The sequence below is a fragment of the Delftia acidovorans NBRC 14950 genome (genome assembly GCF_001598795.1).
Lineage (GTDB): Bacteria > Pseudomonadota > Gammaproteobacteria > Burkholderiales > Burkholderiaceae_C > Comamonas > Comamonas acidovorans.
Genome location: NZ_BCZP01000012.1, coordinates 1 through 23,203, shown reverse-complemented (window position 1 = coordinate 23,203; position 23,203 = coordinate 1). Strand labels below are relative to the sequence as shown.

At 61.6% G+C, this 23,203-nt stretch carries 24 protein-coding genes and 1 tRNA gene; 5 read left to right on the top strand and 20 right to left on the bottom strand.

Features of this window, described 5'->3' with window-relative positions:
* Positions 1–148: 148 nt before the first annotated feature.
* From prfB to DA1_RS16680, 4 genes are all read left to right on the top strand, one after another.
* Positions 149–1,253 (top strand): peptide chain release factor 2 gene (gene prfB, locus DA1_RS16695; protein ID WP_013802816.1). Its coding sequence is split into 2 segments (ribosomal slippage): positions 149–229 and positions 231–1,253, totalling 1,104 coding nucleotides; the frame shifts between segments, so codons are not numbered across the junction.
* A gap of 77 nt (positions 1,254–1,330) precedes the next feature.
* Positions 1,331–4,057, top strand: coding sequence for an aminopeptidase N (gene pepN / locus DA1_RS16690; RefSeq protein WP_034392601.1), 2,727 nt, complete (start codon positions 1,331–1,333; stop codon positions 4,055–4,057).
* Between the two features lie 198 nt (positions 4,058–4,255).
* Entirely contained in the window at positions 4,256–5,263 is a 1,008-nt protein-coding gene (locus DA1_RS16685) for a class 1 fructose-bisphosphatase (protein WP_013802818.1), read from the top strand.
* A 26-nt stretch (positions 5,264–5,289) separates the two neighbouring features.
* Positions 5,290–5,365: transfer RNA gene (locus DA1_RS16680), tRNA-Thr, on the top strand.
* 260 nt (positions 5,366–5,625) lie between these two features.
* Here the strand turns inward: DA1_RS16680 and DA1_RS16675 are convergent.
* Positions 5,626–5,916 (bottom strand): hypothetical protein, encoded by a 291-nt coding sequence (locus DA1_RS16675; protein WP_233094692.1) that lies wholly within the window; start codon positions 5,914–5,916, stop codon positions 5,626–5,628.
* Between the two features lie 407 nt (positions 5,917–6,323).
* Entirely contained in the window at positions 6,324–7,022 is a 699-nt protein-coding gene (locus DA1_RS29780) for an SOS response-associated peptidase family protein (protein WP_080736844.1), read from the bottom strand.
* 551 nt (positions 7,023–7,573) lie between these two features.
* Here DA1_RS29780 and DA1_RS30475 point away from each other — a divergent pair.
* On the top strand, positions 7,574–8,683 hold the full coding sequence (locus tag DA1_RS30475; RefSeq protein ID WP_155294218.1) for an Ig-like domain-containing protein: 1,110 nt from the start codon (positions 7,574–7,576) through the stop codon (positions 8,681–8,683).
* 92 nt (positions 8,684–8,775) lie between these two features.
* Here the strand turns inward: DA1_RS30475 and DA1_RS16670 are convergent, their stop codons facing one another.
* The 18 genes from DA1_RS16670 to DA1_RS16590 form a co-directional block, all read right to left on the bottom strand.
* A complete protein-coding gene (locus DA1_RS16670) occupies positions 8,776–9,033 on the bottom strand; it encodes a hypothetical protein (protein WP_034392599.1) in 258 nt (85 codons plus the stop codon).
* Positions 9,030–9,398, bottom strand: a complete 369-nt coding sequence (locus tag DA1_RS16665; protein WP_051941080.1) for a hypothetical protein — start codon at positions 9,396–9,398, stop codon at positions 9,030–9,032. The genes DA1_RS16670 and DA1_RS16665 overlap by 4 nt, the downstream gene beginning before the upstream one ends.
* A gap of 100 nt (positions 9,399–9,498) precedes the next feature.
* A complete protein-coding gene (locus DA1_RS16660; RefSeq protein ID WP_034392595.1) occupies positions 9,499–9,975 on the bottom strand; it encodes a glycoside hydrolase family 108 protein in 477 nt (158 codons plus the stop codon).
* Complete coding sequence (locus tag DA1_RS16655; protein WP_034392592.1) at positions 9,972–10,271, bottom strand: hypothetical protein; 300 nt, start codon at positions 10,269–10,271, stop codon at positions 9,972–9,974. The genes DA1_RS16660 and DA1_RS16655 overlap by 4 nt, the downstream gene beginning before the upstream one ends.
* A complete protein-coding gene (locus DA1_RS16650; RefSeq protein WP_034369244.1) occupies positions 10,268–10,666 on the bottom strand; it encodes a hypothetical protein in 399 nt (132 codons plus the stop codon). Before DA1_RS16650 ends, DA1_RS16655 begins: the two co-directional genes overlap by 4 nt.
* A 59-nt stretch (positions 10,667–10,725) precedes the next feature.
* Positions 10,726–11,238, bottom strand: a complete 513-nt coding sequence (locus DA1_RS31345) for a hypothetical protein (RefSeq protein WP_230590766.1) — start codon at positions 11,236–11,238, stop codon at positions 10,726–10,728.
* Positions 11,239–11,246: 8 nt separating this feature from the next.
* The gene (locus DA1_RS30470; RefSeq protein ID WP_155294217.1) at positions 11,247–11,954 is read right to left on the bottom strand and encodes a hypothetical protein; all 708 of its coding nucleotides are present in this window, start codon (positions 11,952–11,954) and stop codon (positions 11,247–11,249) included.
* Entirely contained in the window at positions 11,954–13,180 is a 1,227-nt protein-coding gene (locus DA1_RS16640; RefSeq protein ID WP_051940661.1) for a hypothetical protein, read from the bottom strand. The genes DA1_RS30470 and DA1_RS16640 overlap by 1 nt, the downstream gene beginning before the upstream one ends.
* Positions 13,177–14,109, bottom strand: a complete 933-nt coding sequence (locus DA1_RS16635) for a hypothetical protein (protein WP_034392587.1) — start codon at positions 14,107–14,109, stop codon at positions 13,177–13,179. Before DA1_RS16635 ends, DA1_RS16640 begins: the two co-directional genes overlap by 4 nt.
* A complete protein-coding gene (locus tag DA1_RS16630) occupies positions 14,106–19,400 on the bottom strand; it encodes a phage tail length tape measure family protein (protein ID WP_034392583.1) in 5,295 nt (1,764 codons plus the stop codon). Before DA1_RS16630 ends, DA1_RS16635 begins: the two co-directional genes overlap by 4 nt.
* A gap of 432 nt (positions 19,401–19,832) precedes the next feature.
* Entirely contained in the window at positions 19,833–20,144 is a 312-nt protein-coding gene (locus DA1_RS16625; protein ID WP_230590765.1) for a DUF1799 domain-containing protein, read from the bottom strand.
* Complete coding sequence (locus tag DA1_RS16620) at positions 20,141–20,584, bottom strand: phage tail assembly chaperone (RefSeq protein WP_034392577.1); 444 nt, start codon at positions 20,582–20,584, stop codon at positions 20,141–20,143. The genes DA1_RS16625 and DA1_RS16620 overlap by 4 nt, the downstream gene beginning before the upstream one ends.
* 103 nt (positions 20,585–20,687) lie before the next feature.
* Complete coding sequence (locus DA1_RS16615; protein ID WP_016454593.1) at positions 20,688–21,344, bottom strand: phage tail tube protein; 657 nt, start codon at positions 21,342–21,344, stop codon at positions 20,688–20,690.
* A gap of 210 nt (positions 21,345–21,554) precedes the next feature.
* Complete coding sequence (locus tag DA1_RS16610; RefSeq protein ID WP_034392574.1) at positions 21,555–21,782, bottom strand: hypothetical protein; 228 nt, start codon at positions 21,780–21,782, stop codon at positions 21,555–21,557.
* A gap of 27 nt (positions 21,783–21,809) precedes the next feature.
* Positions 21,810–22,163, bottom strand: a complete 354-nt coding sequence (gp17, locus tag DA1_RS16605; RefSeq protein ID WP_034392571.1) for a tail completion protein gp17 — start codon at positions 22,161–22,163, stop codon at positions 21,810–21,812.
* A complete protein-coding gene (locus DA1_RS16600) occupies positions 22,153–22,749 on the bottom strand; it encodes an HK97 gp10 family phage protein (RefSeq protein ID WP_034392568.1) in 597 nt (198 codons plus the stop codon). The genes gp17 and DA1_RS16600 overlap by 11 nt, the downstream gene beginning before the upstream one ends.
* A 5-nt stretch (positions 22,750–22,754) precedes the next feature.
* Positions 22,755–23,003, bottom strand: a complete 249-nt coding sequence (locus tag DA1_RS16595) for a hypothetical protein (protein ID WP_034392565.1) — start codon at positions 23,001–23,003, stop codon at positions 22,755–22,757.
* A partial coding sequence (locus tag DA1_RS16590; RefSeq protein WP_155737654.1) for a phage head closure protein occupies positions 23,000–23,203 on the bottom strand: 204 nt, incomplete at its 5' end. The genes DA1_RS16590 and DA1_RS16595, both read right to left, overlap by 4 nt.

Below are 23,203 nucleotides of genomic sequence, written 5' to 3'. Positions count from 1 at the left end.
CGCTGCAAGCCCTTGTTTTGAAAGCCATCGTCACACGGCAGCGCGCCTCCGGACCCGCGCGGCGGGCGCTTGCCCCGGCACGATGCCCCAGCATGAGAAAATCGGCGATTCGGCCAAGAACACATTCATCAGAAGAACGGAACACATCATGGAAGCAGAACGCATCAACCTCATCGGCAACACCCTCGAAGATCTGTCGCAGCGTGCGGCAGATCTACGGAGGTATCTTTGACTACGATGCAAAGTACGAACGACTGCGCACGGTAAATGCCTCGCTGGAAGATCCCAGCGTCTGGAACGACCCCAAGAAGGCCCAGGAACTGGGCAAGGAAAAGAAGCTGCTCGACGGCGTCGTGCTGACGCTGCAAAAGCTCACCACCGAGCTGGCCGACAACGCCGAGCTGTTCGAGATGAGCAAGGAAGAAGGCGATGAGACCGGCCTGCTCACCATCGAGGGCGAGACCGCCAAGCTGCAGCCGCTGATCGAGGAGCTGGAGTTCCGCCGCATGTTCGGCAAGGAAGCCGATCCGCTGAACTGCTTCGTGGACATCCAGGCCGGCGCCGGCGGCACCGAAGCCTGCGACTGGGCCGGCATGCTGCTGCGCCAGTACCTGAAGTACGCCGAGCGCAAGGGCTTCAAGGCCACGGTCGAGGAAGAGACGCCGGGCGACATCGCCGGCATCAAGAGCGCGACCATCCACATCGAAGGCGAGTACGCCTACGGCCTGCTGCGCACCGAAACCGGCGTGCACCGCCTGGTGCGCAAGTCGCCCTTCGACAGCTCGGGCGGCCGCCACACCAGCTTTGCCTCGCTGTTCGTCTACCCCGAGATCGACGACTCGATCCAGATCGAGATCAACCCCTCGGACGTGCGCACCGACACCTACCGCGCTTCGGGCGCGGGCGGCCAGCACATCAACAAGACCGACTCGGCCGTGCGCCTGACGCACATGCCCACCGGCATCGTCGTGCAATGCCAGGACGGCCGCAGCCAGCACAGCAACCGCGACGTGGCCTGGCAGCGCCTGCGCTCCAAGCTCTATGAGCACGAGATGCAAAAGCGCATGGTGGAGCAGCAAAAGCTGGAGGACACCAAGACCGATGTGGGCTGGGGCCACCAGATCCGCTCGTACGTGCTGGACAACAGCCGCATCAAGGATTTGCGCACCAACGTCGAAATCTCGGCCACCCAGAAGGTACTGGACGGCGACCTCGACGCTTTCATCGAAGCCTCGCTCAAGCAAGGCCTCTGATTTCAAGCCCCTGGGCGGCACCGGCCGCACAGGGGCTTGAACTCTGTCCCCTGATATTGGCATAGGAAGGAATCTGTATGCTGCAACTGCGTGACGGGCAGGCCCCTGCCACCGCCATCCACCGCGCCGACTACCAGGCTCCTGCCTGGTGGATCGACACCGTGGACCTGACCTTCGATCTCGATCCGGCCAAGACCCGCGTGCTCAACAAGATGCGCGTGCGCCGCAACACCGAGGTGCCGGCGCAGCCGCTGCGCCTGGACGGCGATGAACTGAACCTTGCGCGCGTGCTGGTCAACGGCGGCGGCACCTCGTTCAAGATGGACGGCGACCAGCTCGTGCTGGAGAACCTGCCCGAGGGCGGCGACCCCGTCGATCTGGAAATCTTCACCACCTGCGCGCCCGCCAAGAACACCAAGCTCATGGGCCTGTATGTGAGCCAGGGCACGTTCTTCACCCAGTGCGAGGCCGAGGGTTTCCGCCGCATCACCTATTTCCTGGACCGTCCCGATGTGATGGCCATGTACACCGTGACGCTGCGCGCCGACAAGACCGCGTACCCGGTGCTGCTGTCCAACGGCAACCTGGTCGAGCAAGGCGCGCTGGAAGACGGCCGCCACTTCGCCAAGTGGACCGATCCGCACAGAAAGCCCAGCTACCTGTTCGCCCTGGTGGCCGGCAATCTGGTTGCGCGCGAGCAAAAGATCAAGAGCCGCGCAGGCCGCGACCACCTGCTGCAGGTCTTCGTGCGCCCCGGCGACCTGGAGAAGACCGAGCACGCCATGAACTCCCTCATGGCCAGCGTGGCCTGGGACGAGGCCCGCTTCGGCCTGTCCCTGGACCTGGACCGCTTCATGATCGTCGCCACCAGCGACTTCAACATGGGCGCCATGGAGAACAAGGGCCTGAACGTCTTCAATACCAAGTACGTTCTGGCCAGCCAGTCCACGGCCACCGACATCGACTACGCCAACATCGAGTCCGTCGTCGGCCACGAGTACTTCCACAACTGGACCGGCAACCGCGTCACCTGCCGCGACTGGTTCCAGCTGTCGCTCAAGGAAGGCCTGACCGTCTTCCGCGACCAGGAATTCAGCATGGACATGGCGGGCAGCCCCTCGGCGCGCGCCGTCAAGCGCATCGAGGACGTGCGCGTGCTGCGCACCGCCCAGTTCCCCGAAGATGCGGGCCCCATGGCCCACCCGGTGCGGCCCGACAGCTACATCGAGATCAACAACTTCTACACCGTCACCATCTACGAAAAGGGTGCCGAGGTCGTGCGCATGCAGCACAACCTGGTGGGCCGCGAAGGCTTTGCCAAGGGCATGAAGCTGTATTTCGAGCGCCATGACGGCCACGCCGTCACCTGCGACGACTTCGCCCAGGCCATGGCCGACGCCAACCCTGGCAGCGAGCTGGCCCAGCGCCTGGACCAGTTCAAGCGCTGGTACAGCCAGGCCGGCACGCCCCAGCTGCACGCCGAAGGCAGCTATGACGCTGCCGCACGCACCTACACGCTGACGCTGAGCCAAAGCTGCGCGCCCACGCCGGGCCAGGCCGAGAAGCTGCCCTTCGTCATCCCCGTGCAGATGGGCCTGCTGGGCCAGGACGGCCGCGCGCTGACCCTGCGCCTGCAGGGCGAGGATCAGGCGGCAGCGGGCGACAGCCGCCTGCTCGTGCTGTCCGAGCCCAGCCACAGCTTCGTCTTCACCGACGTGGACCAGGAGCCCGTGCCCTCGCTGCTGCGCGGCTTCAGCGCCCCCGTGGTGCTGCAGCACAGCGACAGCGATGCCGCCTTGCTGACCCTGCTGGCCCATGACAGCGATGCCTTCAACCGCTGGGAAGCTGGCCAGCGCCTGGGCCTGCGCATCGCGCTGCAGGCCATTGGCGACACCTCCATCACGGCAGACGCCAGCGGCCAGATCACGGCCGCCCTGCTGCCGGCCTCCTTCGTCGAGGCCATGCGCGGCGTGCTGCGCCATCCCCAGCTGGATGCGGCCTTCAAGGAGCTGATGCTGGCCCTGCCCGGCGAAAGCTACATCGCCGAGCAACTGGCCGTGGTCGATCCGCAGCGCGTGCACGCCGTGCGTGAAGCCATGCGCCAGCAACTGGCCACCGAGCTGCAGGCCGACTGGCAGCAGGCATGGCAAGAGCACAGCGACACCGGCGCCTACCGCCCCGCCCCCGTCAGCTCCGGCCGCCGTGCGCTGGCAGGCCTGGCCCTGTCCATGCTGTGCCTGGCCGCACGCGCCTCGGGCGACAGCGTCTGGCCCGGCAAGGCGCTGCAGCGCTTCAAGGACGCTGGCAACATGACCGACCGCATGAGCGCCCTGACGGCACTGGTGCAAAGCGGCCACCCGCTGGCCGCCCAGGCGCTGGCACGCTTTCACAAGCTGTTCCAGCACGATGCACTGGTCCTGGACAAGTGGTTCGCGCTGCAGGGCGGCGCCTGCGACCGTGGCGGCAACGTGCTGCCGGCCGTCAAGCAGCTGATGAAGCACCCCGACTTCCAGATCAAGAACCCCAACCGCGCGCGCAGCCTGATCTTCAGCTACTGCAGCGCCAACCCAGGCGCCTTCCACCGCGCCGACGCGGCGGGCTATGTGTTCTGGAGCGAGCGCGTCATCGAGCTGGACGCCATCAACCCCCAGGTCGCCGCCCGCCTGGCGCGCGCCCTGGACCGCTGGAGCAAGCTGGCCGAGCCCTACCGCACGGCCGCACGCGAGGCCGTCGCCCGCGTGGCGGCCCGCGCTGAGCTCAGCAACGACGTGCGTGAGGTAGTCACCCGCGCCCTGGCGGATTGACGAGCCACCCCCTGAGTCGCTTCGCGCCTTCCCCCTTGCAGGGGGACGACACCCTCGGTGCGAGGCGGCTCTTCCTCGGTGTCCCTGGCCTGAACAACGCCGGTTTCATGCTGCGAGCCAGGAATCACTGAAATGCTGTTCATCAGCAGATGCATACTCCACACCGCATCTGCTCCCGGATTTTTAGGAGTTGAACCCATGAAGAAAAACGTCAGCCTGACCCGCTACCTGGTCGAGCAGCAACGCGTGGACGGCCTCATCCCCGGCCAGCTGCGCCTGCTGCTGGAAGTCGTGGCACGCGCCTGCAAGCGCATCAGCCAATCCGTCAACAAGGGTGCCATCGGCGACGTGCTGGGCACGGCCGGCAGCGAGAACGTGCAGGGCGAAGTCCAGAAGAAGCTGGACATCATCGCCAACGAGGTGCTGATCGAGGCCAACGAATGGGGCGGCCACCTGGCAGCCATGGCCTCCGAGGAAATGGAAGGCATCTACCTGGTGCCCAACCGCTACCCGCACGGCGAATACCTGCTGATGTTCGATCCGCTGGACGGCTCGTCCAACATCGACGTCAACGTCTCCATCGGCACCATCTTCAGCGTGCTCAAGAAGCCCGAAGGCCACCCCGGCGTGACCGAGCAGGACTTCATGCAGCCCGGCACCCAGCAGGTCGCGGCCGGCTACTGCATCTACGGCCCGCAGACCACCCTCGTGCTGACCGTGGGCGACGGCGTATCCATGTTCACGCTGGACCGCGAGCAAGGCTCCTTCGTGCTGGTGCAGGAAAACATCCGCATCCCCGAAGACACCAAGGAATTCGCCATCAACATGTCCAACATGCGCCACTGGGACACCCCCGTCAAGCGCTACGTGGACGAATGCCTGGCCGGCGTGGAAGGCCCGCGCGGCAAGGACTTCAACATGCGCTGGATCGCCTCCATGGTGGCCGACGTGCACCGCATCATGACCCGCGGCGGCATCTTCATGTACCCCTGGGACCGCCGCGAGCCCAACAAGCCCGGCAAGCTGCGCCTGATGTACGAAGCCAACCCCATGTCCTGGCTCATAGAGCAGGCCGGCGGCGCCGCCACCAACGGCAAGCAACGCATCCTCGACATCCAGCCCACCCAACTGCACGAACGTGTGAGCGTCATCCTCGGCTCCAAGAACGAAGTCGAAAAAGTGACGCAGTACCATTCCGAGGCATGAATTTGCCGTTATAATTTTTGTCTGTCGCCGGTGTAGCTCAGTTGGTAGAGCAGCTCATTCGTAATGAGAAGGTCGAGGGTTCGATTCCTTTCTCCGGCACCAAAAACATAGCATCCATGCGGGTTCCGCAAGGATTCTGGGGGGAAATTGGGGAAACTCAATTTCCCTTTTTGTTTTGCAGCTGCCAAAGCATACCTGAGCCTCGGCAGCTCAAGCCCCCTGTTCAGCCGATGGCGCTTGCAGCTGGCTCGCCCGCAGCGGCGCTTCTTCCTCAGGCCTCTCCGTACCCTCACCAGCACACCAAGTGCCTTCAACTTGCTCGGATTTCAGATCCGACCAAGACAGTTCGGGCTGCGCTCCCCCTACCCGCCGAACTGCGAATGCAGGCTCACTAGCCGCTGCGCCAGCGTCTCGGCGTCGTGGCGCATGGCATAGAGCGACGTGGTGCCGATGGACACATGGCCGTACCAGATGTGGAATCCCTCTAGTCGCAGCAAGTTGCCAACGGAACAACCATCTCGGATTGCACCGGAGAGCGTGGCCGCCTGGAACTCGAAGAGCTCGACATTCCCATGCAAGATCCGGTCCGTATAGCAACCAGAAACCTGCATATCTATGTGCAGCGTGTAGATTATGGCTTGACGGCCTTGCATAAGCTCCTGATACCGGACGCGGAGTGATCTTTATCTTCCCACTCAGTCTTTTAACAAAAAATATGCGCAGCAAATCTTGACAAGATGCGGTACGGCAATTCCAATAAAAATCTGCTACGGCGTGAGAAAATCTGCAGCGACGAAAGATACCAAAACTCCAAAAATAAAAGCCAAGATATTAAAAGATTCTCTTATTTTTGATTTCACAACAATACAATACGTCCAAAATATTATCATAAAAAACGAGAAGCAAATTAATTGCAATGCAATGAATAGCAGAATCTCATAAATATTTAATTCCATGCTCTCACCGTTTTTAACAAGATTACCAAGCCCAATTTATAGCTGATTTCTGCACGAGAAAAAAACTTGATAAATTGCCACGCGATTGGATAGCAAGCACCAAATTAACCACCTGCCTTTAATGCGCGCAACTGCTCAAGAGGCAACAGAGCTTCTTCGTCTGGGTTTTCTGCCCCGCTCTTCAACGTCCCCATCATGGGCAACTTAATCAATGAATCTGCTTGGGACGGAGCGCAATGCAGCCAAGCATCCCAGTCTTGGCGCTCCAGGACTACCACACACCTCTTTTCTCTGCCAGGCCTGTGCATGAGAGAGAGAACTGGATGCGCTCCGGCATCTTGTGTGATCACCGTGTAGTTCGGCACCTTCTCTCCGCTCACCGGATCGATCCATTCACTATACAGCCCTGCCAACATTGCAGGCTTTCCATCGGAACGCCGGAACATCCAATTAATACTGCGACCAGATAAACCAGAGTAATTCTCGATCCAGCTGCTCACTGGGATAAGACACCTTCGGCCTGCATGCCAAGACGGGCCAAAGACGTAATCATTGCTCAACGTTTCTCTGAACGCTTTTTCCGTTGACATAGGGGAACCATCCAAATTTAAAGGACGCCTGCTTAGCGACGTCGTTGGAATCAACCCCCATTGCCCAACTTCTAAGCATTCACATGCTTTAATATATGGACCGCATGCCAATGGCACTATATATACACCCCACCCCTTTTTAGGAGCAGGTCCTTGCAGCGGATAGATTTCGTCAATATCAGAAATATCGGGAGAGCTATATCTATTACCCATGCCGAGAGCCTCTTGAATCGCTATTCAGGATTTTCACAGAGCGGAATTCGCAAGCTTACTAAACAAGCATCCGCTTCGAACCAAACCCATCCTGTTTTGCTTAAGCAAAATGCTCAATTTTGCGTTATCGATAGGTCATTCTCATCATGCCCTACGGCTATCGACAAGTAACACTTCATGCCAAGAATTAACATTTTTTTAAAAAGTCATCCTGCGTTGCAGATCCGACTTCGGCACTGCAAGAGCTGTCACCTCACATTCACCTGCATTTAACACAAAAATCCATGTTGCATCTATTTACCACAACAATTACAAGGAATTTGAATATAGGTATTAACCCTTAATATCACGTACCACGACGCTTTTTCACTGACCGTTCCTGAATTGTTCGAGCCTGCTTATGGCCTCTCACTTATCGATAACTAGTAGTGAAAAAGGGATAGGCCACTCCGAAATCTGCTTAACAAAATTTAACAATTACCCTTATTGAGAAGAAGATAATTTTCCGGCAAGCTCCGTCCCTCCATAAATTCCATCTATGAAAGATTGATATGCGTTTTGAAATATCTTCACTACGGAACACGGCCGTCTTTGTGATGTTTTCTTGGATCGCGGGTAGCCATGCGGCCACGTTTTCAACCTTCATCGACGATCAACCCGGATTTTTGTCTGCGATTGGTTCTGGAACAATTGCCACTCATGAAGATTTCAGTTCCTCTGTCAACCTGAAGCCGATAGGAAGTGCGGGAAATCCGGATAAATGGAATGGTTTTACCGTAGAGGCTTACGGACCCAATACAGGCACTCCTTGGTCTCCTTCGAAATATTGCCAAACCTTAAACTCAGGGTCGGGTGCATCGAATTTTTCCGAAGAATGTCTATTTTGGAACTCCGGAGCACCAGCAGTTCCCGGAATATATGCCGCCGTGAATTCAGATAACGGCATCTCCTTCAAGCTAGCCAACTCAGCGATTGCTGCTTTCAGCTTCGATTTTGTCGATTGGAACGACGTATTTGAGAGATCGAATCTCCAAATTTTTGCGAGTGACGGCACGAGCACAATAGTTTCTGACTCCACGAACGTGTTTGATGCCCCACCTCAGAAATTCGGAGTGACTTTGTCTCCTTCTGATATTGCGGCTGGTCTCTTCATAAAAGAGATTCGTTGGATGGGCCTTGATTCAGTGGGTGAAGTTGTCGGTTTCTATAATTTCCAGACTTACACCAATCCAAAAATCCAGAACAATCCGCCGATCGCCAATCCGGACAAATACTCTATACCTAACTCGCCCACCATACTAAATATTTTGGCGAACGATACTGACGCAGATTCGGATACTTTGCAGATCATCAGTATTAATGGAAATCCAATTACTCGCGGTACTCCATCAAACATTTTGATAACAGGCGGAAGCATCGGAGTCTCGGCAGTAGGAGAAATCACCTTCTCCCCCTCTGGCAATGCCACAGATCCTATCTCATTTCAGTATGAAATTTCTGATGGCCGAGGCGGAACAGCGACTGGCAATGTATCCCTTACAAACATAGCTCCTCCTAAACCAACAATCACTGCAGTACCAACTATTGGTGAACTTGGACTATTCGCCTTATCTTCGATAATCGCCTTTTTGTCGCTGTTACTCCGACGCAAAGCCAAATAAATTAAGAGAGCCGTTGCAAGTCAGATTCTCTGAAGTCGTCAGTTCATTTACTGGTCTGACTTCTGCTTTGAAACTACACGCGTCATCAGGGGTCACATGCAGGCTATAAGCGCGGCCAGCAGCCGCACCTCGTAGCCCTCGCGGCGGTCGATCTCGGCCAGCGCAGCGCGCAGCAACTCGAAGGGGTCGGCGTCGTCTGCCAGGGCTTCCGTGGGCATGCTGGGCCGGTCGGGGATCGGTTCGCGGCACTCCACGGGCACGGGCACCTTGACTGTCTGGACTTCGACCCTTGGCACGGAGCCGCAGCCGGCCAGGACCAGCGCGCCCAGCAGCAGGATGGCGCGCATCATGGCTTGGCCCTCCCCTTGAGCCAGTCGCTGCCCAGGGTCTGCAGGCTCGCGCAGCTATCGCCGGGGGCGGCAGGAGCCGTGGCCAGGGTGTAGTCGGCGCGGGCATTGAGCGCGGCAGCCTGGCCAGCGGCAACGGCGCGGGCAGGCCCCGCTTCGGCAGCACGCTGCGCGGCGGTCGCGCCCAGGGCCTCGGTGGCATCGCTGCAGGCCTGCGCGCCCTTGAGCGCGCCGTCGCGCTGCCCCGTCATGCTCACCAGTTCAGCGGTAGCCGTGGCCACGTCATCGCGGGCGGACAGCCAGGCCCAGCCCAGAAGCAAGTTGCCGGCCGCCAGCGCAGCCAGGATGATCTGTGTGGGGCTCATCATCGCGGCCACCAGCCTTTCCTGCGAGCCCAGCCACGGGCGCGCAAGCCAGCCTCCCAGGCAACAAAAAGGGCCGTCGTGGCCCACTTCATCAGCGTCGATTTCATGATCCAACCCCCTGCAAATTGCTTGCGACGCGTCGTGCCCAGCCTCGCCCAAACGTGTCCCATGTCGAAAGGCGCGCCATGAATTCCAGCCGGTGGCCGCTGTAGCGCGCCTGGATAGCCTCCGGGTCGGCGCGACGCACAGCCGCGAGGGTCAGCGGCCCCACGATGCCGTCATCCGCTACGCCGGCCGCGCGCTGCAGCCAGCGAATGGCCTGACCAATGCCAGAGTTCACCGCACCGTCGAACACATCGAAGGCCACGCCATGGGGCAGTTCATCGCATCGCGCCCGATCCCAGTAGTCGCGCCGGTAGATGGCCTTGGCCTCGGCCAGCGTCAGCGCCTTGATGTCCAGGCCTGGATATGCGCGCTTGCTGATCCCGAACTTGGTCTCGCCGCCCGGATCCTTGGGATTGCTGACGTAGCCGCCCTCGTGGCCGATCAGCTTCTCGAAGCAGTCATCGAAGTAGGTCATTGGTCGTCACTCCGTCGCATGGGGTGGCCAGCGCCGTGCCAGCGCGCCACGTTGATGAGCAGGCCCGCGAGCACGCAGGCGCTGAAGATGGTGTCGCCCACAGTGGTCCATGTGCCCCACAGGGCCGGCTGCATGCCCGAGGCCAGCGCGCCGGCCAGGAGCAGTGCATACCTGGCGCGGGCCAGCTTGTGCGCCCGAGCCACATGGGAGTTGAGCCGGCAGATGCATGCCCAGCCGATGCCTGTGCAAATCGCGAGGTTGAGCATCGCAAGCAGTTGATGGGATTGCCATGTCATGGAGTGCCCCCTTCCCCGCCACCGCCCGCTTTGCGCTCCAGCACGCGCCCGGCGCGCTCGAAGACCCAACGGCCCAAACGCGGCCAGTCGTCGCCCACGCCACCCACGACGAGCGCAATGGGCGCCAACATCCAGTTGGTCTCATCCATACCCATCCAGCGCCCGGCAAGCGTGGCCAGGCCGGCAGTGATGAGCAAGGCCGTGGCGTTGAGCCGGGCGAAGTAGCCCACGGCGCCGAGCCGCGAGCTGGGATCGCGCCGGCCCAGTGCCCACGCGGCTCCCACGGTCGATGCAATGAGGATCACCGCATACGGCCCGATGTAGCCCGCCATCGCAGGCCCGAAGAGCACGGACGCGATTGCCACAGCTGCAGCTGTTGGTTCAAGTTGATTCATCGGCCCTCCTCCGGGCATGAAAAAACCGCCCGAAGGCGGCTGTTGTGGAGTGGGGCTGATCAGAGAGTCACAGCGAGTGCGAAGGCCTCATCGAGCGACTGCGGCGTGCCGCCAAGCTGCGCCCACAGTTGCTGCAGGAACAGGTTTGCACGCTCCCATGTGTCCGCCTCGTACTCGATCTGGGCTTCGCGCTTTTGCACGGGGTCAGTGATCGCTGCAATGGCCGCCTCTGCATCGTCCAGCACGCCATGAGCGAGGAGCGCAAGCTGCCCCTGGCGCCGCGTGCAGGACTTCGGGATCAGCGCGGCCGCAGCCTCATCGCGTAGGCGCTGCAGCTCGGCCAGCTCATCTTCGGTGAGCGGCACGACGGACCACTGCTGCCGCCAAACGCCGTCGATTTCCACAGGCTCGACCTCAATCGGCTTTTGCGTGTCCGCGTCATATGCGGGCGTGTCGGTGGGCTCCACTGGGGCATAGCATTCCAGATGCTGGGCCATCATCGTCATGGGGTGCAGCTCCTGGATCTGAGCAACGCTCAGCGGGTATTGCCCGGTTTCGGTGTTGATGTACATGTTGATCCTCAAATAACGCGGCCGAGGCGCGTGCCGGTTGCAAGCCATGTGACGTATGCGTTTCCGTCGAGGTAGTAGCCAGCTGCAGCGGGCGGACTCCCAGGGACAGAGCCTGTCGCACCAGTTCCTCCGCTGGATGCGTTTTCGCCATTCGCTCCTGCAACCCCAATAGCGCCACCGGATCCGCCGAAGCCGCCCTGAGCCCAGGGGCGAGTGTCGCCAGGGAAAATCGCGCCGGAGTAGCTGACATACGATCCGCTTGTGGGGGCGGGGCTTGTGTCTCTGGCGACCATTGATACCGCTGCAGATGCAGTAAATCCTGCGCCATTACCACCTACTCCGCCCTGGGCTGTATCGCTTGTTCCCCCAGGGTATGAATAGCCTGCGGAGCTGCCTCGACCACCCGCGCCCCCGCCGCCGAATATCGTGCCGTTATTTGTGACGAGGATTCGGATGCGGGTGTACAAGCCAGTGCCGCTATTCAGCACCCCGCCGATACGACCGTTGTTTATGATGTGCAGCCGGTCGTCTGGAATGCCCGATATCTGCAGCGTGGCCACATCCACCCCGGCATTGATCACAAGAGTGATGTTTTCAGTGCCGCGCCACCCCTGCGCGGTAGCAAGTGCGGAAATGTTTGGGCTGCGGACATTGGCCGAGATAATGACGTTTATCTGCCGCTGCCCGCTAGCCATCAACATACTTCGTGCAAACATCAATGCACCCCCGCATAAAAGCATTCCCAGCGATTGACGAGATTGCAGGTAAAAATGAGGCTTACCATCCCGCCCGCCGGATACTGAGGAAACGGCAAAAGTGCACCAGTCCCGTCAATTGGCAGTCTAACGTTGGCGGAAAACGTAATTGCGCGTATTGCGCCTGCGCTGATAACGTGCAGCGTGACCTCATCGCCATATTGTCGACCGATAGGCAATATGAATTGGCATGTCGCGTTAATCGTTACGACATGCACACCACCCAAACCGGGGTCCACGGTGTAAGTCGGCGTCCCAGCAGGCTGATTGACCGTTATCTGCTTACCCATCGCAGTCGTGTCTGTAATCACGCGAGACCACGCCCCCCATGTGGCGTCATGTCGGCACCGCATCCAGGTACTTCCTTGAGTGCGGGCATACACGTTTGTCGTGAATACCTGCGTGGCAACCTGAACCATCCGGGAAGGGATGCCGGTAGTCGTGACATCCCACGCTTGGAAGTTCTCGTCATAGCCCTCCACAGGCCAATCCGCGCCTCGACCCGTCGAAGTGGTCATCAGCGCGTAGCCGACGCCCAAATCACCCATCAGCTTGTCTTTTCCCCAGGCCTCTGGAGCCTTCAGCATCACCTCCTGAGCCTGCGGGTGCTGCGCCCCGGTCGCTCCGCTTGGCCCGGACACATGGCCCGAGAAGACGCCTCCAGTCTTTGGCATGAGCGTGGCCGCCACTGGCCCAATACCCGGGTTCCAGGCTGTGCCATCCCACCAGAGCCACACGCCTTTGTATGCGGGGTCCGTGCCGATATATGTGTACCACGCGCCAACCTGCAGCGCATTGCCCTGGTTGTCCGTCGTGGGGTTTGCCGTCTTGGCACCCAGGTACAGCTTCTGCATTGCCGCATAGCTGGCTGCAGCGCCGCTGGCACTGGTCGCGGCACTATTGGCAGATGTGAGCGCGCTCCCAGCGGATGTGGCCGCTCCGCTGGCACTGCCGGCTGCATTGTTGGCATAGGTGAGTGCATTGCTGGCATGGCCTTGAGCCGCCACCGCGAACTCCTGCGCCGCAATTGCACACGTCCGGCACGCGACGGCGATCTCGCGCATGCGCGCGACAGCGGGCGGGACCGACGTGGCGTATGCATAGGCCTCGTTGTTGAAATTGGTGCTGCCGAGCGCCGGATAGGGCGAGATCGGCAGCACGTCCGGGATCGTGACGATATCGGTCATACGTTGCCTTTGATTTGGATTTCTGCGCGGGCAGTTGGGCCGCCCGAGGAGCGCACGGTGCCAGTGACCTTGCCCACGGTTGCGAGGTGCGAGAACTTGGCCAGCTTGGAGACTTCGACTGCCACCACCTTGCCGGCGATCTGCGTCAACAGCGAATCGATCAGCGGTGCCTGGTCAGCGGCGACCACGACGGACAGGCTGATGTTCTTGGCCTTGCGGCCCTCGATGTCTTCGTAGGTGCCGTCCGCGTTGTCTTTGGTGTAGCCGTAGTCCTTTGTCGTGACCTCGGCGCCATCCTCGACCGCGCTGAAGCCGCCCGAGGGGGCCAATAGCGTTTTGTGGTTGCCCACGCTGATGTAGCCGACTGCAGCCTCGGCCGTCGGCGCGGTGCGGCGCACGGTGATCTTGATGCGCTGGTCGGGGTGCAGCGGGATGCCCCGGAGCACGTAGTGATCGCCGCGCTGCAGATCGCCGAAGAGGTATTCCCATTCGCCGTATGCCTGTTGCCAGAGGTCCGCGTTGATGGGCGGAATCAGGTTTGCCCCGCCAGGACCGGCCGTGATGGTGATGCTGAGCGAGTCGCCCTCCAGCCCATACAGAGCCAGGCCATCGGCAAACACGCCCTTGAGCTCGTACGTCAGCGACTGAACAGCGCGGGCCTTCGTGAACAGGTATTGATCGAACGGGCACCAGCGGTTAGTTGGCTCCTTGAAGAGCCACTCGGCCGGCATCTTGTCCGGCGTTGTCGCGGTGCCCGTGTGATCTTTCACGCATTGATAGATTTTCCTTTCATACACGCGGCGGTCGCCCACCTTGTAGTTGCCGGAGCCGACCCACGCCACCTCGCCCCGGGCTGCATCCAGCTCGGGAATCGACGTGGCGGGGCCGAACGAATCCGGCGTGATCGCTTTCGGCAAAAGAATGTTCATACCGTTCCCACTCTCAGGACGCCCGACTCCGCCACGGTGTCGAACTGCTCGGCCATTTGCGGCATGCCAGCCGTGTTGCGCTCCAGCGCCGCGATCTGCCCGCGCATCAGCCGGTTCTCGGCGACCAGTTGCTCGACCAACGACTCCAGGCGCGAATTGCCGCCCGCGCCACTGAGCAGCGCCTGCGTCTGTGCAGAGGACCAGTAGCGCGCCGGGCCCGTCACTTCCAGCTCTGGACCGCGCTCGCCGACCAGACGCAGGCCTCCGCCAAACAGGCCGCCACCCGCGAAGGCGGGGATACCGTTGGCCTTGAACCAGTTGTCCCAGTCGCGTGCATAGAGGCCGGAGAGGTCCGCCAGGTCCTGCGGCTTCAGGTTGTTCTCCCGAATCCAGGCGTTGAGCCCGGCAGCGTCACCTGTGCCGTCGAACTTGTGATAGCCGCCCGCGAGCTTGTCCAGCTCGGCAACGCGGCCCGGGTCCGTGATGCCCTCGTACCAGGTGCCGCCAGAGCCGTCCGCGCGTGGCCGCACGTACTTCGGATCTGCGGCCGTGCTTCCGCCTCCCCCTGGCCCCCACACAGCGCCGCCGCTGGAGCCGGGCTTTTGACCCGTTCCACCGCCGTTGATGTTGGAGCCTGGTATCAGCGCATGCAGGGCCTTGACGGCATCCTCGACGCTCAGCGTCGCATCGATCTGCGCCTTGTTGTCGGCCAGCTGGTCGCGCCAGTACGTGAGCGTCTTGTCCAGGCGCTCAAGCTGCTCCTGCGAGGCCTTGAGCTGCCGCTCCTCTGCACTCAGCTGCGCATCGCCCTTGTCTGCCAATTCGCTGAGCTGGCCAGCTAGGACCAACGCATCGCGGTCGCGTTCAAACTGGGTCGCGTAGCGCCCCGAGTTGATGCCACCACGGGCCGCGCCGATAGCATCGGTCAGGCCCGCGTAGTCGGTGAGCTTTCGCCCGCCGCGCACGCCCGACAGTGCGTCCTCGATGTAGACCATCCCCTGGGCGGCCAGCATCTGCTGCGTGGCATCCAGCGAGCCGTACAGGTCGCGCGCATTGCTGCGCAGCGTGCTCAGCGCGCTCGACAGGCTGCTTATGGCCTCCTGCGATGCGCTGGCCACGTCCTGCCAGTACTTCTGCTCACGCTGGATCGCTGCCTCGAAGTTCGCGTATGCGGCATCCTTGGCCTTCTTGCGCGCATCCTCGACAGCCTTGGCTGCCTCATCTCCCGCAGTCTTCGCCGCCTCGGCCGCCGTGTCCGCTGACTTCTGCGCGGCATCGGCCGCCACGCCGAACAGCTGCGCCAGGGCCAGCAGCTTTGCCGCCAGCTCGTTGTTGCCGGATGCGAGAGCGTCTTCGATGAGCTTCCTGAAAGCCTTCTTCGCTGCCTCGCCCCCAGCAGGATCGATGTCGATGCCCAGCTTTTTGAGCTGGTCTCGCACCTGGCGCTGCAGGATCAGCGCCCGCTCTTGCTCCGAATAAAAGCCGGCGTAGAAGGCATTCACGCCGCTCGCCAAGGCTTCAATGCCGCCCGCGAACTTGAGCAGTTCTGTTTGCGCTTTTGCAGTCAGATTGGCAAAGCCAGTGACGCTATCAGCCCATCCCTTGAATGCCACGTCGATGATCGCGATCTTCTGAATCGCGGCATTGAGCCCTTCCAGGGTGACGTTTTCGCCAATTGCATCCAGCTCCTCTTTCATCCAGCCGGGTATGTCGCCCTTCTTGATCTCGTTGACGAGTTCGCCACCCATGTCTGCAACAAACTGCGCCCACGCTTTCTGCGGGTCTTTGTCGAGATCACGATTTTTGTACTTCTTGAGCACCTCCCCGGTCTGCTTGTCCAGGAGCTGAAAGAAGCCCATGGCCCCTTCGTCGCCGTATTTCGGATTGACCGAAAAGCCAGCCGCTATGTCGATATCGCGCGCCTTGACGCCGCCGATCTTTGCGAGCGACTTGTACAGATCGAGCATCCCTTTGACGGTCTTGTCGAGCTGCTTGTCGAGGTCCTTGTTGCCACGATCCGTGAAGTCGGTGAGGGTGTTTCCCCACGCATCAGTACCCAGCACCTGTTTGACAGCCAGGTCCCGGTCGGTCGTCCCAGTGGACGCCACGCCGCCGGAGTGGTTCGGGCCACGCGCCCCGCCGTCAAACAGACCACCCACAATGCCGCCGATGAGTGCGCCAATCGCCGTCCCGATCACAGGAACAATCGAGCCGATGTAAGCGCCAGCGGCCATGCCGACGCCCGAGCCGTATTTGCCTTGCCCAATCTGAAGCAGTGCGCCGATGTAGGGCGCGGCGGCGCCCAGGGCTTGCATGCCGCCCGCAGCCCACTCTCCGGCCTGCATCATTGAAATGCCGCCCTCAAAACCGGCCCAGCCTCCAGCCATGCCTGCATTGAAATAGCTGCCGCCCATGCTGGGCAGGCCCGGTATCGAAAATCCACCGGACCCACCGCCACCAACACCAGAAAGGCCACTTGCCCCGGCGCCGCCACCACCCTGCACGCCGAGCAGCGAGGCAACCACCTGCACAACGAACGGGCGCAGGAACATCTTGTAGATTTGGTCCGCCACGGTCGTCTTGAACGTGGTGGTCAGGCTCTTCGTGAAGCTATCCCAGCCGTCGCGCCCGTTGTTGAGCATGTCTGCGAAGCCCTTGCGGAAGATCTCGTCGTACTGCTCAACCTGCTTGTTGACGTACTCCTCCTGGATGCGCAGCAGCGAGGTCTGAGTATTGGTCTCGGCCTTCTCGCGGGCCTTCTGGCGCAGCGTCTCGCGCTTCTTGTCGTTCTCGTCCTTGTCGTCGCTGTAGATCGTGCGGTCGATCTCCGCAAGCTCCTTGGCGAGCTCCAACTCGATGCGGCGCTGCGCGATGATCTTCTTGCGCTGCACCTCATCGGCACCCAGCAGCGACAGACCCTCCTTCTGGATCGCCAGCTCATCCTTCGAGGTCTGAAGCGACTTGGTGAGACGGTCGTCCATCTGCTTGTAGTCGGCCTGCTGGAGCGCCGCCGTATAGCGTTTCTGGGCGGCGATCTTGGCCTCCAGGCTTGCGATGTACTTCGGGTCGAAGCTGTCGCTGCCCTGGGCCTCTGCCATCTGCTGCTGCAGCGTGGCCAGCGTCATGCGCTCGATCTCGGTGCGGCCCTTGCCAAACACGGCGTTGGCAGCCTCCTGCTCGCGCGCACGGTCGGTGATCGAATCAGCGGCCTTGAAGTTGCCAGCAATGAGGGCTTCTTGGACCTTCATCGACTTCTCCAAGCCGTCATTGCTGCGCAGCTGCACGCCCAGGGCATCGGCCAGGGCCTTGGCTTCTTCCAGCTTGGCCCGGGTCTTCGCGTTGGTCGCTTTCTCGATCTGGGCCGACAGCTTGAGCGACTCGCGCTCACCGACGTTCAAGTCAGCGGCGGCCACGCCCAGCGTGAGCAGCTGTTCGCGGTACTGCTTGGCGGCGGCGAGCTGGCCTTCCAGGTTCGCGAGCTGGTTGTCCGAGATGCTGATGCCGCCCGAGCCCTTCTCGGTGTACCGCTTGTTGATCCCCTCGACGGCGTTCTTGTAGCGCGTCTCCAGATCAGCAAGCTTCGACGCCAGCTCCGGCGTGTTGGCATAGGCTCGCTTCGTTTCTTCAACCGACTTGTTGTAGGTGTTCTGAGCGATGGTCAACTCTTGCTTGCGCTTGACATCCTTGGTCGCAAACTGGCCTGCAAGCTTGTCGAAGTCCTCCATTGCATCGACGTACTCCTTGTTGGCGGCCTGAGTCTCGGCAATGGACTTGCCAGCAGCGCCAGCGAACGCCAAAAAATCGGTGGCCTGCTGGATCTGCCGCTTCAGGTTTTCGACTCCCTTGTCCCAGCTCGTACGCGACTGCTCGTTCTTTGGCCCCTGCGCGAGCTTTGTATTCAACTCCTGTTGCAGCGCTTCAAGGTGCTTCGCCGCCTGGTCCGTGGGCGAGGTCTGGCGCCCCACGCCGAGGATGGCGTCCCACATCTTCTTCGCGCCGCCCGTCACTATCTGGACCGCGCGCTCGATGTAGCCCAGGTTCTGGGTCAGCTCGTCTGCTCCGGTCTTCATCGCGTCTGCGTAGGCCTTCTGAGCCACGGCCGCAGCTTCGGCGGTCTTGCCCTGCTTCTCCAGAGCCTTGATCTGGTCGTAGATGCTCGCCGTCAGGTAGTTCATTTGCTCGTTCAGTGCGAGCGATGCCTGCAGCGGATCTTTGGCCAGGTCCGCGAACTGCTTGGCCGTCTCGCTGACGGCCTGGCCTGTGGTCTTCTCCCATTGCAGAGCGATGGCAGTGAAGTCCTTCAGTTGGTCGGATGCGACCTTGCTGTAGCGAGCCATATCGGCAAGGCCTGCAGCGGCAGCACCCTGAGTGCCCGATGTGCTGGCGATGGCGCGAGCCATGGCATTCAGCTCATCGACGGTGGTGCCGGCCTGGTTGCCGCTCAGCACAAGGGAGCGGCGGAAGTTGTCCGACTCCTTGCTGCCTTGGTAATACGCGACGCCGAGCGTTGCGGCGGCAGCAGCAGCCACGGTGAAGGGATTCACCAAGCCGACCACGTAGCCAGCCATGCCGCGCGCAGCAGCGCCAGCACCGCCGAACATATCCTTCAACTGGCCGCCCTGTTGCAAGAGGACCGTCAGCGGCGCCTGACCGGCTTGCAGCGACACAACGATGTCAGTGAACTGCGCCGGAACCATGCGCATAGCTTGTGCCGTCTGGGCCGCCGTGTTTCCGACTCGACCCATGCCGGCCTCGGTCTCGCGCAGCTTGGCGATGTACGGGGCCGCCTGGCTGGCAACGCCCAGCTGCGCGGCTTGCAGCTCCAGCAGCTCGGCCTTGGTTTTGCCAAGCGCCTGGGTCTGCGAACGCAGGGACTCCAGGAACGAGCTCTGACCAGCGTCCTTGGCCTGCTGGGCCTTGAACGAGGCGAGCGCTTCCTCGGCCTCGCGCAGCTTGGCGACCAGCGGGTTCAACTTGGTCACATCGAGACCGCGCATCTCGATCTTCTGCTCGAAAGCACGCGACAGGCTTTCGCCGGCCTGGGCGGCAATCTGGGCTTTTTCAGTGGCGCGGGTCAGCGCCTGAGCCATGGCGCTCTCGGCGCGCCCCATCTTCTGGGCGGCTTCATCGGCGCCATCGCCGATCCCCTTCACGCCCTTGGCCGCCTGCTCGCCGGACTTGGCAACAGACGCAGCCATGTCGGCCGCGCCGGTCTTGATGTTCTGAAAGGTGGTCTTGGTGTCGTCTTCCGCAGAAACCACGAAGCCAATCTTGCGGTTTTGTTCTTCCATGTGACCCCCAAACAAAAAGGCCCGCCAAAGCGAGCCCTTTTCCTACCGAACAATGCCGGTCTAGTAATGAATATCGAACCTACTCACAGTAGAGTTCAACGAACTTTCTATCAACGGCATCCGATCCTATTTCCGCCCTGCCGTTGGCTGCAGATGCGAATGGCTTATAGCCCGCGAATCCACCCATTTCATTTTTTGCGTTCACCTCTCCGCAGAGGATGGTCCCCTCCAAAGTGAATCCGCCCTTCCTGACCAAGCGCTCCTTTCGAAACTGCGCAGAATCTGGGTCTTTCAACTCCGCGAGAACTGGCTTGCGATGCTGATGGACAAGGTAACTGCCGTACAGGTAGAAAGCCGCTGGAATAAGCGACCCAACTAAGAATAGTTTTTTCATACAAGCCCCGCTTAAAAAATGAAGGGCATGCTACCGCATCACCTTTTCTGCGGGATGTTGACAACGGCCATCTCCATCCGCCGCACGTCTGCGAACAGTTCGTCCCACAGCTCCTGGTCGCCCTGCGCAACGCGGTCAAGCAGCGGATAGACCGCTTCGTATCGCAGGCCGATGCGCCCGCCGCCGCCCATTCCAACCACCCAAGCCCATTGCGTCTGCAGGCCGACGAACAGCGCCAGCGGCTCGGCGTTCTCGGGCCAGGCCTCCACTGGGTCTTCCCAGTAGTCTTCTGGCTCGCAGCCTTCTGCGACCTCAGGGTCGGGGGTGAAATAGGCGACGGTGGCGCTCAAGAGTTTTTTACGCGGCCGTCCACCAGGGCGCCACGGTAGGCTTCCCAGAACGCGGCGGCGGCGTTGGGCTCTTCATCGAACAACTGCAGCAGAGAGGCCTTGTCGAGTTCGATGTCCAGATCCCAGCCAGCCAGGTACTGGAGGGTGCGCTCGACGCTGAATTCCAGGCCGCTGTCGGCCAGGCCAGCGAAGCTGAATTTCTCGCCGTTTGCGGGTTGCGGGATCTTGGCGTCGGACACCTTGTCCCACAGCTCGCCGAATTCACGGCGCGTGCGGTACTTGAACTGGCAGACCATCTCATGGACTTCGCCGGTCACGCGCACGAAAGAAACGTCGGCAGTGATGGTGTCCGGACGGGCACCGAAGATGAATGCGGGAGGCTTCTGCTTGCCGGCTTGGTCTGCGGCGTTGGAAACAGCGGTCTTCGATTGAGCGGGCATGGAGAGATCCTTTCAGCGGATGGAGAAATAAAAAGCCCGTGCCCGACTGCCCGCCTCCGCTGAAAGAGACGAAACAGCCGGGCCGGTGCATGGGGTTGACGCCTTAGCTGGCGTAGCGGGTGGAGCGGCCCTTGCCGCTGAAATCGGCCTTCACGCGGTTGACCTGGCCGTCCTGCATCAGCACCTCGTCGTTGAGCGCCACGGTGCAGGCCAGGTAGCTGGTCGCGCCGTTCTTCATCGTCAGGCGCTGGATCGTGTCGGCGCCGCTGGCGGACAGGTCTTCCAGAGCCGTGTAGCCCGGGGTCTCGATGGCGTCGGCGTCGATTTCCAGCGAACGCGAGACCGGACTGAAACCGTCGTTGATTTCCTGCTCGTTCTCGCTCTCCAGGTAGCGATACGTGACCTTCTTGGGATCGCCGCCGCTGGTGTTGTTGGACAGGATCTGCACCACGTCCACCCATGTCAGGGCCTTCTGGAACGAGCCAGCGCCGCCGCCAGGGGTGAACAGGTTGGTGTTGCTGGTGTTGGCCTTGCGGCCCTCCAGGGTGAACGTGTCCGGGGTCGGGATGGCTTTCACGCGGAACACCAGGCCGTTCAGGCGCCCCCAGCCGGACAGGACGATCACGATGTTGCCGACGGCCAGGCCATGGCCCGCTGCCGTGCAGACGGCCTCGGTCGCGTTGGTGATCGCGGTGATAGGCACCTTGGCGCCGATGGAAGTGGCCACGGCGATGCGCGAGCCGGTAGGGAGAGATGCCATGTTGTGGCCCTTTCAAAGAAAAAGGCCCCAGAGGGGCCGGTTTCTGCGAGGCGTCATGGCTGCGAGTCCCTATCGGGAGTGGCAGGCCTGCGAGGCAGGTTGGAGAAAACGTTCAGTGAGAGGCGCGGCTTTCGAGCCACTTCTCCCAGGCTGTGATGGCGCCCTTGGCGAGGCGTATCAGCGTGCGGTGCAGTTCCGTAGTTGCTGTGCTCATTGGGTTTCCCTGGAGACGAAATCCTTGTCTCCCATCACGATGACGAGATTCAAGGGGAGAGGGCGCTGAAAGACGAGCTCCCCGCCCGGCAACACTGCAGCGGCATCTGGAACCGCCGCGCTGGCCGAGTAATAGACGAGCTGGTCCTGGGCCTCCACCCTGTCAGCCAGGGTGCGCAGGTTCTCAGCCAGGCGCTTGTTCGATTCAACTGTCTTGTTGTCCATGGACACTCCTGTACGGTCGCAGCCGGGCTATCTGGCGCCCAGAATGGAAAAGGTCTGCAGGTAGCCGGAGACAACTCCTGCATCGTCATAGGCCCCAATCGGGTCGCCGTGAGGGCGGGCGGTGAAGGTGGCGGCTGCGCAGAGCCGTTCCTCGATGCGCTGGATCAGCGCAAAGGCCTGCTGCGGCGCGGCGGCCCAGGTGTTGATCTGGATGAGCGGCTTGCGCTTGTTGGCCGGCGCGTTGTCCGTGTAGCGCAGCACGTCGCCGCCGATGTGCTGCCAGGTCACGTAAGGCATGGCCGTGCCGTAGGGAGCGGTGCCCACTACGACGCGCGGGCACTCGGCCAGCAGCTCGGCCATCAGGTCGGTCTCAAGCGCCATGGTATGCACCCTTCTCGAACAGCCTGCGCCACAGCTCGGCCTCGGCGGCCTTCTGCGCTTCAGGCACAGAGCTCTCTGCGCTGCGCACGAAGGCCTTGCCGGGAACCTGAACGGGCGTCGGCAGGGTCACGTAGTACGCATCCTTCTGCGCCTGGCTGGCGCGCCGGCCTGGTGGCTTCTTGCCATCCATGCCAGGCCGGACCATGGGCCGCACCTGTCCGTCGTTGCCCCGGTAGTAGCGGTAGCGCTGCAGGTAGCCCCATTCCACCAGGTGGCCATGGGGCGCAGTGCGGTGGTTCCAGCTGACGTGGTACTCAGCGCGCTGGCCATCGGCCGACTTCTCGGGGCTGAAGGCCTGGTAGATCGAGCGGTCCAGATTGCCCGTGGAGCGCCCCAACGCACGCACGTTGATCTTGACCCGCTCGTACAGCACCTGAGCGCCCGCCTGGGCAACTGGCCGAATAGCCTCATGCACATCCTCGCCCAGGTCCGCCAGCAGGCTGTCCAGCGCGCCCAGGTCCACCGCCATGCCGAAAGTCTTGTTCCCCTGCAGGGCCTGCTTGCGCAAATCACGCTGGCTGGCCATGGCCGTCAGCCCTTGAACGGCACAGCGTCGGCACGCGCGGCGCGGGCCTCTGCCACGCGCCCGGGGTCCGCGTCCATCCAGCCCGCGTTTGCCGCAGCCACATCGGCCGGCACGTCGTCAATCAGCAGGCCGGCGATGTAGCCGTAGGGGCCGATGGTGCCGGGCCTGGTCGTCAGCACCGTGCGCGGCCCGCCGTCGTCGGCCGGGGCAGCGCGCGGCGCCCGCGGTGCGCGCGGTGTCCGTGGTTTGGTCATTGGGTCGGTCCTTTCACAAGCTCGCACACCAGGTCGATGTACTCGCGGGTTGGCCCAGGCAGCACGGCCTTGAGCTCGTAGATCTGGCCGTCGAACAGCACACGCATGCCGGCGTCCACGCCAGCGCGGCGCCGGATGCGGATGCTCGCGCGGACGATGGATACCTCAGCGTCTGCCTTGATCGTGCCCAGGCCAGACTT